Origin of the sequence: Achromobacter ruhlandii (assembly GCF_002082135.1) — a bacterium.
Classification (GTDB): Bacteria; Pseudomonadota; Gammaproteobacteria; order Burkholderiales; family Burkholderiaceae_B; genus Achromobacter; species Achromobacter ruhlandii.
In genome coordinates this window covers 4,201,579-4,216,853 of record NZ_CP017433.1, presented here as the reverse complement: position 1 = coordinate 4,216,853, position 15,275 = coordinate 4,201,579, and the positions used below count along the sequence as shown (strand labels likewise).

The following is a 15,275-nucleotide window of genomic DNA, read 5'->3' as shown; positions in this document are numbered from 1 at the left end:
CTTCCCATCCAATGAGCTGAGATGCGCCGCAGCATCCAGGCCGTCCGGACGCCACGTATCCGCCATATGCATGGCCCGCGCGGCGGTGCTCGCAGATTCCACGCCATCTTTTACGTCTTCTTCCTCAGTCTCATGGGACCGGTCGCCCGTTTAACCGATACCGACGTCCTTAGGACGGCGCAATCATTCCGTACCAATACAAAAGTCCCAAGCGCGGCGTTGCCATATAGGCGTACTGCGCCCGGGGGGTAAAGGTCCGCGCCGGTCGGCCACCGGCACCTGTCCATCCGCCTGGGGCGGATCAGGAGGAGCTCAAATGAAAAAGCTCGCAGCAGTCGCAACGTTGTCCCTCGTCGCGGTCTCGGCCGCTTATGCGAGCGGACCGGGCCAGCCCAGCATTTCCGCGTCTGGCCATGTCGGCACCATCACGGGCACGGTGTCGTCGGTCTCCACGGGCACTTCCGTGGTCTCGACCCAGATCAACGGCTATGGCTCGTCGAGCCAGACGTCGTTCGGTGAAACCGGAGGCGTTGCCACCGCCGGCGGATCCTTCAGCCCGGATGGAACCACCGCGGTCACCAGCACGCGGCAGTACGCCACCAGCGAGACCTACGGCCACATCCAAGGCAATGCCCCGATCATGGTCGGCGACAGCATTGCCAACGGTGGCGCCACGTTCGGCAGCACCACCACCAACGCGACGGCGACGGGGACGTTCAATGCCGGCGCGATCGGGGCGACCGCATCGATCCACGGCGTCGGTCCGGTGGGTGGTTTTGGTCACTGAGCAGCACGCAATCCGGACGGCTTCGGCCGTCCGGTCGAGAGGACATCATGAAAACCCTTGCGCTTGCCTTATCCCTGTCGCTGGTGGCCTTTTCCGCCGGGGCCCAGACCAGCACTTCTTCCTCGACCACCTCGGCGTCATCGGGCTCGACCAACGCCGGCAACAACCAGGGCGTCACGTTCAATTCCAACAACAGCGGTTCGAGCACCCTGCGCACCGCGCCGCCGATCGGCGCGCAGAGCTTCTATGGTTCGTTCTCCTCCGACAGCTGCATGGTGTCGGCCGGCGGCGGGGGATCGGTGGTCGGGTTCGGCATGAACGTGGCTTTCCCGGTCGAGGATCAGAAGTGCAGCCTGCGCCGCAACTTCGAGCGCACCATGCAGGCGGCGGCCTCCACCAAGGACCCGGATCGCTCGCGTCGGCTGGAGACGGCGGCGGTCGATATCCTGTGCCAGACCGATGACCGCACCAAGGCCGCGTTGACCGCCCAGGGCCTTTGCACCAATCCCTCGCTGACGACGGCGGACCACCGCTTCGAGAATCCCACGCCCAACGTCGCCCAGGCCGCGCCCGCGCCCGCGCCGACCCAGGCGCTGTACGCGCCGGCGCCGTCCGCGGGCCCCGGCCCCGTCGCGCAGACCTATCCGGTCATGTCGGTGCAGAACACCATGGCGAACTCCCCGCCGTTGCGCAATCCGCGCATGGACCGGCAGGGGTTGATGGACTTCTATTCTCCGGGCTGACGATCGTGCGCGACGATCGCGGTTTCCGGCAGTCAGGGCGTGGCGGCGGGCCGGGCCGCGGCGCCCGGCTCCTCGGCGGCATCGGGACGCGGCAGGGGGGCGGTCTGCGGAGCCGATGCCAGCAGCATCGTGGGCGGCGACGAGACTTCCAGGCCGGCCTCGTGCAACCGCTGCAGCAACGTGAACAGCAGCGCGCTGCGCACGCCATAGGCCGCGCGCGGCGACGAAACATAGCCTTTGGCGTTGAACATCAGGTTGCCGCCTTCGATGCCATCCAAAAACACGTTGGGCGCCGGCGTGTCCAGCACGTCTTCATGATCGGTGAAGGCCTGCAGGATCAGTTCGCGCACCCGCTGCGCATCGGTTGACAGCGGCAACGGCAGTTTGATCTGCACCAGCCCCAGCGGATTCGAGCGCGTGACGTTGCGTACCGTCTTGGTCACGAATTCCGAGTTCGGCACGATCACCGTCGAGCGGTCTCCCATCTGGATCTCCGTGGCCCGCACGTTGATGCGCAGGATGTCGCCTTCGACGCCTCCCAGCGATACCCAGTCGCCCACCTTGACCGGACGTTCGGCCAGCAGGATCAGGCCCGATACGAAGTTCTGCACCACCGCCTGCAGGCCGAAACCGATACCCACGGACAGCGCGCTGGCGATCCACGCGACCCGTTCCAGGCCGATGCCCGCGGCCGACAGCGACAGCGCCACCGCCAACACGAAGCCGGCGTAGCCGAACAGCGTCGCCGCCGACAGTTGCATGCCCGGATCCAGTTCGGTGGTGGGCAGGTAACGGTTCGACAGCCAGCGCTTGAGCATCTTCACGCCCAGCAGCGACAGTCCCAGCACCAGCAGCGCCTGCAGCACGGCGCCAGGCCGGATCTGGGCCTCGCCGATGGCCAGGCCCTTGCGCAGTTGGTCGAAGCGCTGCAACAGATCCATCGGCCCTTCGCCGAAGGGCGCCAGCAGCAGGATCAGGGCCAGCAGGCCCACCGCCACGCGGCCCACGCCGGACAGCAGCACCGCGGCCTGGTCGCGCAGGCTGGGGCCGTCGCTGTCTTCCCGGTGCGAGGTGCCCAGCAGGGTGCTGAAGCCGTCTTCGATCAGCACGGATAGCAGGTAGGCCGACGCCAGGATGATCACGACCCACAGCACCTGCTTGGTCAGGAAACTGCCGAACGCCACATACCCTGCCAGCAGGCTGGCCAGGCTGATCACCAGCACCGTGCCGGTCGCGGTCAGCAGCAGCGATGTCCAGAAGGGTGGGGGCGGGCCATCTTCCCGCAGCGCCTTGCGCCGCAGCCGGCGGCCGATCGACAGCGCCACCGCCATCGTCACCATCACGAACACCGCCACGATGCCGGTCAGCGTGATGGTGGTGGTCAGGCTGGCGTTCAGCAGCACGGGCAGTCGCTCGGCCAGCCAGATCAGCACGACGATCACGCCCAGGACGCCGGGCAGCCAGCGCAGGCGATACGCGACCTTGTCGGAGATCGGGGGCAGGCGCCAAGACGGCCGCTTGGCCGACAGCAGCGCGTATCCCAGGCCCGACACATAGCCGCCAAAACAGACCGTCGCGACCAGATTGGCCAGCAGCGCGCTGGTGCTTTCCGATAGCTGTGAATTCCAGTCCAGGCCGACGTGGATCAGCAGCGCAATGATTCCCGGCGTGGCGACGGCCAGGGTCAGGAACGCCACCGCCAGGAACGAGCGGCGCAGGCGTCCCGGCGGCACGCGCGTGGCCGTCAGCCGTAGCAGCATCCGGCCGATCCAGACGCGCAGGGCGATCGCCAGCGCCGCCGCCGCGGCCAGCAGTAGCCAGCCCCATTTGGGCGTCTGTCCGACTGCGGTGGCCAGGTCGTCGCGCAACGCCACCAGCCGTTCGAGATCGCCAGGAAACTCCTCGCGGAATTCGGCCCAGAACTGGCTCGACAGGAAAGAGTCGCGCCGCTCGCCCAGCCGGGCCTGGAATTGCGTGCGGCGCAGGCCGGAAATCTGCTCAGCCGTCTGGCCGGCGTCGACCGACAGCAGTCGCGCCAGCTTGATCTGGGCGTCCAGCGCGCGGCTGCTCTTTTCCAGCTGCATGCGTTGCGCGGCCACGTCGGCGGCTTCCTTGACGCCTTCCGGCGGGGTGCCCAGCTCGCTCAGGCGCGCCGTGACGCTGGCCAGTTGCGGCGCGAGCGCGTCGGCGGTGGCATCCGCCTTGGACTGGATATCGAGCACGTCGCCGCGTTGCTTGAGCAGGTCGGCGTCGTCGGTTTCGTCCGGCACGCGCTTGCGGATGTCGTCGAGCTGCTTGCGCGCGCCGGCCAGCATGGTGTCGATCTCGGCGGCCGAGGTGGGGGCGGCGGCGAACGCCGGCGCCAGGCACAGCGCCAGCAGCAGGGCGGCGATCAGCGTCGCCAAAGAGCGGGTGCGCGGCAGGGCGCGCAAAAGCGGGTGTTGCGGATTCGGGATCATGTTTCTTGGGGGCGACAGACTCGCATCGAGGCGGCAGCATAACAAGCCGTTGACGGGTCCGTTGCAACAAAAACTCCGCTGCGTCCCCCTTAGAAGCGGGGCGGGAGGCGATCGATCCGACGGCCGTTGGTTTCCAGGAAAACGGGGCCGGATTCGTGCCGGTCTTTCTCCGTCCGGCGGCGCGCCTGGAGGCCGGGCGGACGGGCGTTTCAGGGGCGTCCGGCGCGCTTGCGGGCGGCGGCCGATCGTGGGCCTCCCAATACCTCATCGCACACCTCGAGCCAGGCGCGGGCGGCGTACGACAAGTAACCCGATTGCTGCCAGATGTGCCCGACTTCCCATTGCAGGCCGGACTTGGCCAGTTTCGCGGTGCTCAGGCCGCGGGTCTTCATGCGCCGCATCAGCGGTTCGGGCAGCAACGCCGCGCCCAGGCCTGCCGATGCCATCGCCACCAGGAAATCCCAGTGCGCGCTCTGGGCTGCGATGCCGGGCTGCAGGCCGGCGTCGGCAAAGGCCTGGCGTAGCCGCCGCGTCATGGCGAAATCGTCCGTGGGGATCAGCAGGCGGGTATCGCGCAGCGCGCTTAGCGGCAGCGAGGTCTTGCCGGCCCAGGCCGCGTCCGGCGGCCCGATCACCCAGATCGGATAGCTGCCAAACGCCTGCGCCGCCAGGCCGCTGTCGGCGGCGAGCGGCAGGATAGTGGCGCCCACTTCCAGTTCGCCGCCGGCGACCAGGTCCTCCACCGTGCGACCGGTGCCTTCGCGCAACGTCAGGTGGATGCCCGGATGCTGTTCTCGAAAGCGCTTGACCACAGGCGTAAACAGCAGGTTGATCATGGGCGGAATGCCGACTTCCAGCGAGCCGCGCTGCAACTCGGCGGTCTGGCGCAGTTCCTCGCTCAGCTGGCGCATGGTCTCCAATACCTGCAGGCCACGCTGGTACATCACGCGGCCGGTGTCGGTGGGCCGCGCCGTATGGCCGTCGCGCACCAGCAGCGGCGTGCCCGCCTCCTCTTCCAGCTGGCGGATCATCTTGCTGACCGTGGACTGGGTCACGAACAAAGCCTTGGCCGCCTGCGTGAAGCTGGCATGCCGGACTGTTTCGACGAAATACCGCAAGGCGCGCACATCCACGACTCATCTCCTGCGCAAAGCGCGGAACCTCCAATCAATGAAAAAAACGACTGGATTGGATGATTTTAAGTCATTACGAGATTTGGCTGCCGCTTCCTATACTGCGGAAAATTCGTCCGAAAGCCGACCCGTCGGGGGCTTCGGGCGTCAGGAAACGCCGCGCTAGACGGTGCCTGGATGCGAACGGACTGGTCGTCGCATCCGGCCGCGAGCCGTCGGCTTTTTAGAATCTGGAGACACCATGCATACCGACCGTATCCGCCATCCCGGGCTGCGCGCCAAGATCACGACCGCCGATCAGGCGGCCTTGCTGGTGCGGGACGGCATGACCGTCGGCATGAGCGGCTTCACCCGCGCCGGCGACTGCAAATCGGTGCCCGCCGCGCTGGCCGCGCGCGCCGAGCGCGAACCGTTGTCCATTACATTGATCACCGGCGCCTCGCTCGGGCACGACACCGACAAGATGCTGGCGCAGGCCAACGTCCTGGCGCGCCGCCTGCCATTCCAGGTCGATACCACTCTGCGCCGCAAGATCAATCAGGGCGAGATCGCCTTCATTGACCAGCATCTGTCGGAAACCGCCGAGCAACTGCGCGCCGGCCACATCGGCCCGGTCGACGTGGCCATCATCGAAGCCGCCGCCATCACCGAGAGCGGCGCGATCGTGCCCACCATGTCGGTGGGCAATTCCGCCTCGTTCGCGCAGCAGGCGCAACGCGTCATCATCGAACTGAACTTGAGCGTGCCTGCCGCCATCGAAGGGCTCCACGACATCTACGTGCCCACCGACCGCCCGCGGCGCCAGCCCATGGCGCTGATGTCGGCCGACCAGCGCATCGGCCAGCCGTTCATCCAGGTCGACCCGGACAGGATCGCCGCCATCGTCATTACGCAGGAGCCGGACAGCCCGTCCAATGCGCTGCCGCCGGATGCCGAGACCAACGCCATCGCGGCGCACATCAATACCTTCCTGCGCGCGGAGGTCGACGCCGGCCGCCTGACCAACTCGCTGCTGCCGCTGCAGGCCGGCATCGGCACCATTGCCAACGCCGTGCTGCACGGCTTCGAGGCCTCGGATTTCGACGCCTTGACCATGTACTCGGAGGTACTGCAGGACAGCGCGATCGAACTGCTCGACCAGGGCAAGCTGGCCTTTGCCTCGGCCTCATCCATCACGGTTTCCAAGCCCGTGTATGAAAAGATCCTGGCCAACATCGAGCACTATCGCGAACGCATCGTGCTGCGTCCGCAAGAGATCAGCAACGCGCCCGAAATCGTGCGCCGCCTGGGCATCATCGCCATCAATACCGCGCTGGAGTTCGACATCTACGGCAACGTCAACTCGACCCATGTCGGCGGCACCCATATGATGAACGGCATTGGCGGTTCCGGCGACTTCGCCCGCAATGCCCATCTGGCGATCTTCGTGTCCAAGTCCATGGCCAAGAATGGCGATATTTCCAGCGTCGTTCCGATGGTCTCGCATGTCGACCATACCGAGCACGATGTCGACGTGCTGGTCACCGAATGCGGCCTGGCCGACCTGCGTGGCTTGGCGCCGCGCGAGCGCGCCCGCGCCATCATCCGGCATTGCGTGCATCCGTCGTACCGCGACGCGCTGCAGGATTACTTTGACCGCGCCTGCGAGCGGGGCGGCCAGACGCCGCACCTGTTGGAAGAAGCCTTCTCCTGGCACCAGCGCTTTAACGAGACCGACAGCATGCGAGCGGCCTCGCCCGTCGCTCGCAAGGTCGCCTGACGATATTGTGCCCATGCCGGCCTCGCGGGGCCGGCGCCGCCCCGTCAAGCGTTCGCTTCGGGTGTAGGGCGGACATGGGCATGGTGCTCGGCGGTCACCAGTCCCTTGCTCGATCGTTCCAGTTCGTCGCGCAACCACTGCTTCAGGGCGACCAGCGGCGCCCACTCGCGCAAGCTGGGCCGATAGACCAGGTGATAGGTCTGGGCCTGCTCATAGTGCACGGTCACGGGCGAAACCTGCACCAGCCGGCCCGCGCGGATCGCGTCCGCCGCCAGCAGTTCCCGCCCCAGCGTGATTCCCAATCCCTGTTCCGCCGCCTGCAGCATCATGCCGGCATCATTGAACGTCGCCACCGGGGTGATCGGCACGCTCAGGCCCGCCGCATTGAACCAATGCTGCCACATGTCGCGTTCGCCCAGCAGCGGCTGCCGCGCCAGCGTCTCGGGGGTGTGGTCGGGCAGCGCCGTGGCGGTTTCCGGCGAGGCCAGCGCGATCAGCGGCAAGGGCATATCGAACAGCGGTTCCGACTCCACGCCGGGCCAGGGGCCACGGCCGAACCGCAAGGCCGCATGAAAGCCGTCCCGCAGCAAGTCCACCACTTGTTGCGAGGTCTCGATTTCCAGCGAGAGTTCTGGGTGGCGTTTGTGCCAGCGGGCCATGCGTGGCAGCAGCCAGCGCTGTGCGAACGATGGCAGCACCGACACGCGCAGCCGCTGCGCGCTGCCGCGGGCGGCGGCCGAGGCAGCCATGAGGCCCTCGTCCAGCAGCGCCATGGCGCTCTGTACGCTGCACAACAGCGCCGCCCCGGCCGGGTTGAGCACGATGCCGCGCCCGCTGCGTTCGAACAGCGGGAAACCCAACTGTTCTTCCAATCCCTTGATCTGCTGGCTGACCGCGCTATGAGTCAAGTGCAGGCGTTCGGCCGCCGCGCGCAGGTTCTGCAATTCGGCGACGGCGCGGAAGGCGGGCAGGGTGTTCAGGGGCAGGCGCATGGGTCGGTGAAAGGCAAGGGCTGTAAGAACGCGATTCGTCGCGGTATCGCCGACGATATGGCTGCCGGGACGATCGGCTTATTTGGTTAGATTAACTGACCATGATGGGTAAAACAATTCGATTTTCAGCGGTTATTTGGGCGACTACGCTTACCAAAACGGAGCAAATCCAGGAGTCCATCCATGTCCGCCCAAACCCGTATCCAGACAGCCCCCCCGTGCGGTAGCGCCAGCCCGGCCCCGACGCGGGCCCATGGGCTCGACGTTTCGCAGCCGGTTTTCCCGGCAATCCGCGCGGCCGCGCCTATGGGGGCGGCTCCCCAGTTGTCCGCCACCGCCGATCGCCCGACCCGGCCCTCGGGCGGTTTCATCGGCCGTCTGTGGCGCGCCTATCGCACTTGGCGCGCCGACAGAATCCTGCGTAACCTGGCGGACGAGATGGACGCCCATATGCTCAAGGACGTGGGCGCGCCGGAATGGGTAGTGAGTCGGGCCACCCTCGAGCAGTCGCTCAAGCGCATCTCCCGTATCGACACCCTGCGCTGGTGAGGGCAGGCCAAGAAGTGCCGTCCGCGATGACGGGCCTGGCCGCTTATGCTGTGCCTATATAGAGATAGAGAGGGGCGCTGCCGGGGATCGACTTCCTATAGATATAGAGATGGGCGCTGCCGGGGGGGGGCTTCATTGAAAGAACAGAGTCACTCTCCAATTCTCCGCGGCTGTACGACGCAGCTGACTCGAAAGCATGACCACGGGTGCAAGCGCTTTCACTCTTGTGCATAGGGCTGGCGGAGCGAAGGGGCCGGCCTTCCAGAGGTAGAGGAGGCGCGGACTTTGCTGCCTCCGTATATATATAGAGAGGCGCGGCGTTCGGATGGCGAGGATTGCCGGGCCCGCATGGTGATGCACCTTCATGGCTTCCTGGCTTCCCGATCTCCCTGCCCATCATGGCTCCCATCCCGTAGTCCGTCGCCCCTCGTTCACTCGGTCCCGCACCGAACCTGACTTGGCACGGGGTCCTTGCCGCGGCGACCCTTGCTGCGCCGTGGGGGCAAACATCATCTTTCTGCAAAGCGAGTGTCATCCCGGCGTGACAAGCCAAAAATCTGTGCTATAGTCTCGCTCCTTCGCAGTTCACGCAGTTTTGTGAGCCGCGAAGCCAGGCAAGTGCAACGGATTTGGCGCTACGGCGACGAATCTGCCGCAGGGCAGCAAGGCGGTGGGTCAGCGATGATTCTCTCGAACCGGCGGTCAGCGAATTTTGCGTAAGTCGGTGCAAATCAGGCAGAAGCCAGTTGCACGATCTGCAAAAATTGTGCTATAGTCTTGGGCTTGGCTGGTGACGGCGAATCAGGGTTTACCCGATAGGGTGGTCTGAGTGGCGTTGCAAGCCGACTGGGCGGTAACCAACCTCTGGAGCGATCCGGGGCTGCTGCGAAGTGAAGCGATTCGCGAAGCGGTGGGGTTGCAAGATAGGATGCAAATTAGGCAAAAGCCGGTTGCATAATCTGCAAAAGTTGTGTTATAGTCTCGGGCTTGGCAGTTACCGAAAACTTAGGGTTAACCCTGATATTTCGATAGCTGCTAAAGAGGAGAAAGCCGGGTGCGAGCCTGGTGAGACCTGAAGAGGTCGTAGGCAAGGCAGCGAAGTGAAGCAAACAACGCTGACTTGACAAACGATAAAAACTTCTTCATAATCTCGTTTCTCTGCTGCTGACACAGCGATCGACGCGAAAGCGAAATCGCCGAAGAAAGCAGAAAATGCAGTAAGTAGTTTGGTAGTACAGAATTTAGCAGTACCGCTCTTTAACAATTAAACAACCGATAAGTGTGGGCGCTTGATGCGAGTGCGCAGTGGCTGGTTTTTAAAACCCGTCACAAGCACAATGAAATCAAGTGCTCACTAGAAGTGAAGTACCTTAGATGTCAAGTCTAAGCACATACCTCACTTCCTTTGAGTAGCGACGTATGACTCGGTTCTTCGGAACTAAGAAATACGAAACAAATACAGAGATTAAACTGAAGAGTTTGATCCTGGCTCAGATTGAACGCTAGCGGGATGCCTTACACATGCAAGTCGAACGGCAGCACGGACTTCGGTCTGGTGGCGAGTGGCGAACGGGTGAGTAATGTATCGGAACGTGCCCAGTAGCGGGGGATAACTACGCGAAAGCGTAGCTAATACCGCATACGCCCTACGGGGGAAAGCAGGGGATCGCAAGACCTTGCACTATTGGAGCGGCCGATATCGGATTAGCTAGTTGGTGGGGTAACGGCTCACCAAGGCGACGATCCGTAGCTGGTTTGAGAGGACGACCAGCCACACTGGGACTGAGACACGGCCCAGACTCCTACGGGAGGCAGCAGTGGGGAATTTTGGACAATGGGGGAAACCCTGATCCAGCCATCCCGCGTGTGCGATGAAGGCCTTCGGGTTGTAAAGCACTTTTGGCAGGAAAGAAACGTCATGGGCTAATACCCCGTGAAACTGACGGTACCTGCAGAATAAGCACCGGCTAACTACGTGCCAGCAGCCGCGGTAATACGTAGGGTGCAAGCGTTAATCGGAATTACTGGGCGTAAAGCGTGCGCAGGCGGTTCGGAAAGAAAGATGTGAAATCCCAGAGCTTAACTTTGGAACTGCATTTTTAACTACCGGGCTAGAGTGTGTCAGAGGGAGGTGGAATTCCGCGTGTAGCAGTGAAATGCGTAGATATGCGGAGGAACACCGATGGCGAAGGCAGCCTCCTGGGATAACACTGACGCTCATGCACGAAAGCGTGGGGAGCAAACAGGATTAGATACCCTGGTAGTCCACGCCCTAAACGATGTCAACTAGCTGTTGGGGCCTTCGGGCCTTGGTAGCGCAGCTAACGCGTGAAGTTGACCGCCTGGGGAGTACGGTCGCAAGATTAAAACTCAAAGGAATTGACGGGGACCCGCACAAGCGGTGGATGATGTGGATTAATTCGATGCAACGCGAAAAACCTTACCTACCCTTGACATGTCTGGAATGCCGAAGAGATTTGGCAGTGCTCGCAAGAGAACCGGAACACAGGTGCTGCATGGCTGTCGTCAGCTCGTGTCGTGAGATGTTGGGTTAAGTCCCGCAACGAGCGCAACCCTTGTCATTAGTTGCTACGAAAGGGCACTCTAATGAGACTGCCGGTGACAAACCGGAGGAAGGTGGGGATGACGTCAAGTCCTCATGGCCCTTATGGGTAGGGCTTCACACGTCATACAATGGTCGGGACAGAGGGTCGCCAACCCGCGAGGGGGAGCCAATCCCAGAAACCCGATCGTAGTCCGGATCGCAGTCTGCAACTCGACTGCGTGAAGTCGGAATCGCTAGTAATCGCGGATCAGCATGTCGCGGTGAATACGTTCCCGGGTCTTGTACACACCGCCCGTCACACCATGGGAGTGGGTTTTACCAGAAGTAGTTAGCCTAACCGCAAGGGGGGCGATTACCACGGTAGGATTCATGACTGGGGTGAAGTCGTAACAAGGTAGCCGTATCGGAAGGTGCGGCTGGATCACCTCCTTTCAGAGCTTAGTGCTCGTGTTAAGCGTCCACTCTTATCGGTTGTTTGATATAGCTGGGATCGGTTGTGGGCTTGGGTAGAGGGACTCCTCCCTGTGTCCATGACTTCTGACTACTGATCCGGGAAGGTTTTGGGTCTGTAGCTCAGTCGGTTAGAGCACCGTCTTGATAAGGCGGGGGTCGTTGGTTCGAATCCAACCAGACCCACCAAGTATTCGCAGGTAGAGATGCCGTGAATATGGGGGTGTAGCTCAGCTGGGAGAGCGCCTGCTTTGCAAGCAGGATGTCATCGGTTCGATCCCGTTCACCTCCACCAAGACCTGTGCCTGGTGGGATGTAGAGGCTAACTCATAGCGTCGTGCGGATAATGTCTGCCCGGTCTTATGAGTTAGGTTTTACCTGACAGCTATATTCGTTCTTTAACAATCTGGAAGAAGCACAACGAAATGTGCTCATCGAGTAATCAGCTTGCTGATGAAGATGGGTACGGGTTGTGATTGCATTAATTTTGTTCCAAGTTCTCAAGACTGGGGTGAATAACCTCAGACTGCTTTGAAACTTATGAACGGCACAAACGCTAATACTCAGGTCCTATAGCCTACAGCGTTATAGGATCAAGCGACTAAGTGCATATGGTGGATGCCTTGGCGATCACAGGCGATGAAGGACGTAGTAGCCTGCGAAAAGCTGCGGGGAGCTGGCAAACAAGCTTTGATCCGCAGATGTCCGAATGGGGAAACCCACTGCGCAAGCAGTATCCCTGACTGAATACATAGGTCAGTGGAAGCGAACCGGGTGAACTGAAACATCTCAGTAGCTCGAGGAAAAGAAATCAACCGAGATTCCGAAAGTAGTGGCGAGCGAAATCGGAAGAGCCTTCACGTTTTAGCATGCAAGATAGTCGAACGGAATGGAAAGTCCGGCCGTAGCAGGTGATAGCCCTGTAGACGAAATTTTGTGTGTGGAACTAAGCGTGAGAAAAGTAGGGCGGGACACGTGAAATCCTGTTTGAAGATGGGGGGACCATCCTCCAAGGCTAAATACTCGTGATCGACCGATAGTGAACCAGTACCGTGAGGGAAAGGCGAAAAGAACCCCGGAAGGGGAGTGAAATAGATCCTGAAACCGTATGCATACAAACAGTAGGAGCCTCCTTGTGGGGTGACTGCGTACCTTTTGTATAATGGGTCAGCGACTTACATTCAGTGGCAAGGTTAACCGAATAGGGAAGCCGTAGCGAAAGCGAGTCCGAATAGGGCGATTCAGTCGCTGGGTGTAGACCCGAAACCAGATGATCTATCCATGGCCAGGTTGAAGGCACGGTAACACGTGCTGGAGGACCGAACCCACTAATGTTGAAAAATTAGGGGATGAGCTGTGGATAGGGGTGAAAGGCTAAACAAATCTGGAAATAGCTGGTTCTCTCCGAAAACTATTTAGGTAGTGCCTCAAGTATTACTGCGGGGGGTAGAGCACTGTTATAGCTAGGGGGTCATGGCGACTTACCAAACTATGGCAAACTCCGAATACCCGCAAGTACAGCTTGGGAGACAGAGCACCGGGTGCTAACGTCCGGACTCAAGAGGGAAACAACCCAGACCGCCAGCTAAGGTCCCAAATTATCGCTAAGTGGGAAACGAAGTGGGAAGGCATAGACAGTCAGGAGGTTGGCTTAGAAGCAGCCATCCTTTAAAGAAAGCGTAATAGCTCACTGATCGAGTCGTCCTGCGCGGAAGATGTAACGGGGCTAAGCGATAAACCGAAGCTGCGGGTGTGTACTTTGTACACGCGGTAGGAGAGCGTTCTGTAAGCCTGCGAAGGTGGCTTGTAAAGGCTGCTGGAGGTATCAGAAGTGCGAATGCTGACATGAGTAGCGATAAAGGGGGTGAAAAGCCCCCTCGCCGTAAGTCCAAGGTTTCCTGCGCAACGTTCATCGGCGCAGGGTGAGTCGGCCCCTAAGGCGAGGCAGAGATGCGTAGCTGATGGGAAGCTGGTTAATATTCCAGCACCGTCGTACAGTGCGATGGGGGGACGGATCGCGGAAGATCATCAGGGTGTTGGATGTCCCTGTTGACGTATCGAAGATGGCGCTTAGGCAAATCCGGGCGCGTAAATCAAGGGTACGGCACGAGCGAGCATTGCTTGCGAAGTGATTGGAAGTGGTTCCAAGAAAAGCCTCTAAGCTTCAGCTGTACGAGACCGTACCGCAAACCGACACAGGTGGACGGGATGAATATTCCAAGGCGCTTGAGAGAACTCAGGAGAAGGAACTCGGCAAATTGATACCGTAACTTCGGGAGAAGGTATACCCCGGTAGTGTGAAGCGCCTGCGCGCTTAGCATGATGGGGTCGCAGAGAATCGGTGGCTGCGACTGTTTATTAAAAACACAGCACTCTGCAAAGACGAAAGTCGACGTATAGGGTGTGACGCCTGCCCGGTGCCGGAAGGTTAAGTGATGGGGTGCAAGCTCTTGATCGAAGCCCCGGTAAACGGCGGCCGTAACTATAACGGTCCTAAGGTAGCGAAATTCCTTGTCGGGTAAGTTCCGACCTGCACGAATGGCGTAACGATGGCCACACTGTCTCCTCCTGAGACTCAGCGAAGTTGAAGTGTTTGTGATGATGCAATCTACCCGCGGCTAGACGGCAAGACCCCATGAACCTTTACTGTAGCTTTGCATTGGACTGTGAACCGGCCTGTGTAGGATAGGTGGGAGGCTTTGAAGCGTGGTCGCTAGATCACGTGGAGCCATCCTTGAAATACCACCCTGGTTTGTTTGCGGTTCTAACCTTGGTCCGTTATCCGGATCGGGGACAGTGCATGGTGGGCAGTTTGACTGGGGCGGTCTCCTCCCAAAGTGTAACGGAGGAGTTCGAAGGTACGCTAGGTACGGTCGGAAATCGTGCTGATAGTGCAATGGCATAAGCGTGCTTGACTGTGAGACTGACAAGTCGAACAGGTGCGAAAGCAGGACATAGTGATCCGGTGGTTCTGAATGGAAGGGCCATCGCTCAACGGATAAAAGGTACTCTGGGGATAACAGGCTGATACCGCCCAAGAGTTCATATCGACGGCGGTGTTTGGCACCTCGATGTCGGCTCATCTCATCCTGGGGCTGTAGCCGGTCCCAAGGGTATGGCTGTTCGCCATTTAAAGAGGTACGTGAGCTGGGTTTAAAACGTCGTGAGACAGTTTGGTCCCTATCTGCCGTGGGCGTTGGATACTTGACGGAGCCTGCTCCTAGTACGAGAGGACCGGAGTGGACGTACCTCTGGTGTACCGGTTGTCATGCCAATGGCATTGCCGGGTAGCTAAGTACGGAAGAGATAACCGCTGAAGGCATCTAAGCGGGAAACTCGTCTGAAGATTAGGTATCCCGGGGACTTGATCCCCCTAAAGAGTCGTTCGAGACCAGGACGTTGATAGGTCGGGTGTGGAAGCGCAGTAATGCGTTAAGCTAACCGATACTAATTGCTCGTGAGGCTTGATCCTATAACACTGATGGTTATGACCTGGTGATATAGCGTTCCAAGTGTCGTTCAATACAAAATCTGGCTGCCCCGTCAGCAGCCAGCCAACACCAATTACACCCACTGTGCGGGATCATCGAGCTAGTCTCTGATCCCCCACACGTTGCGCTTCTTCCAAGATTGGAGCGGTTGTCCCTCAAAGACAATCTCTCAACCAGTTACGCCTGACGACCATAGCAAGGTGGTACCACTCCTTCCCATCCCGAACAGGACAGTGAAACGCCTTTGCGCCGATGATAGTGGACGGACGTCTGTGAAAGTAGGTCATCGTCAGGCTTTTATTGCTCAAAACCCCATAGGCTCGCGCCTGTGGGGTTTTGTCTTTGG

Annotated in this window: 7 protein-coding genes, 2 tRNA genes and 3 rRNA genes; 9 read left to right on the top strand and 3 right to left on the bottom strand. The window is 60.7% G+C overall.

The annotated features are described in order from the left end of the window. Positions 1–316: 316 nt before the first annotated feature. The gene (locus AruCF_RS18965; RefSeq protein WP_049075302.1) at positions 317–787 is read left to right on the top strand and encodes a hypothetical protein; all 471 of its coding nucleotides are present in this window, start codon (positions 317–319) and stop codon (positions 785–787) included. A 47-nt stretch (positions 788–834) separates the two neighbouring features. Further along, entirely contained in the window at positions 835–1,530 is a 696-nt protein-coding gene (locus tag AruCF_RS18960; RefSeq protein WP_049075301.1) for a hypothetical protein, read from the top strand. Between the two features lie 32 nt (positions 1,531–1,562). On the opposite strand, the gene AruCF_RS18955 is transcribed toward AruCF_RS18960, so the two are convergent. Further along, a complete protein-coding gene (locus tag AruCF_RS18955) occupies positions 1,563–3,989 on the bottom strand; it encodes a DUF3772 domain-containing protein (protein WP_049075300.1) in 2,427 nt (808 codons plus the stop codon). Positions 3,990–4,198: 209 nt separating this feature from the next. After that, on the bottom strand, positions 4,199–5,122 hold the full coding sequence (locus tag AruCF_RS18950; RefSeq protein WP_049075299.1) for a LysR family transcriptional regulator: 924 nt from the start codon (positions 5,120–5,122) through the stop codon (positions 4,199–4,201). 241 nt (positions 5,123–5,363) lie between these two features. Here AruCF_RS18950 and scpC point away from each other — a divergent pair, with 241 nt between their 5' ends. Then, the gene (gene scpC / locus AruCF_RS18945; RefSeq protein WP_049075298.1) at positions 5,364–6,881 is read left to right on the top strand and encodes a succinyl-CoA:acetate CoA-transferase ScpC; all 1,518 of its coding nucleotides are present in this window, start codon (positions 5,364–5,366) and stop codon (positions 6,879–6,881) included. A gap of 44 nt (positions 6,882–6,925) precedes the next feature. On the opposite strand, the gene AruCF_RS18940 is transcribed toward scpC, so the two are convergent. Beyond that, positions 6,926–7,873, bottom strand: coding sequence for a LysR substrate-binding domain-containing protein (locus AruCF_RS18940; RefSeq protein ID WP_049075296.1), 948 nt, complete (start codon positions 7,871–7,873; stop codon positions 6,926–6,928). A gap of 183 nt (positions 7,874–8,056) precedes the next feature. Here AruCF_RS18940 and AruCF_RS29980 point away from each other — a divergent pair, with 183 nt between their 5' ends. The 6 genes from AruCF_RS29980 to rrf all read left to right on the top strand — a co-directional run bounded on the left by AruCF_RS29980 (position 8,057) and on the right by rrf (position 15,224). Beyond that, entirely contained in the window at positions 8,057–8,422 is a 366-nt protein-coding gene (locus AruCF_RS29980) for a DUF1127 domain-containing protein (RefSeq protein WP_254431140.1), read from the top strand. 1,467 nt (positions 8,423–9,889) lie between these two features. Then, positions 9,890–11,420 (top strand): 16S ribosomal RNA (locus AruCF_RS18930). Positions 11,421–11,550: 130 nt separating this feature from the next. Continuing rightward, positions 11,551–11,627, top strand: a tRNA-Ile gene (locus tag AruCF_RS18925). Positions 11,628–11,657: 30 nt separating this feature from the next. After that, a tRNA-Ala gene (locus AruCF_RS18920) sits at positions 11,658–11,733 on the top strand. Positions 11,734–12,029: 296 nt separating this feature from the next. Then, positions 12,030–14,910 (top strand): 23S ribosomal RNA (locus AruCF_RS18915). Positions 14,911–15,111: 201 nt separating this feature from the next. Then, positions 15,112–15,224 (top strand): 5S ribosomal RNA (rrf, locus tag AruCF_RS18910). Together the 16S, 23S and 5S rRNA genes with 2 tRNA genes alongside form the textbook arrangement of a ribosomal RNA operon. Positions 15,225–15,275: the final 51 nt, after the last annotated feature.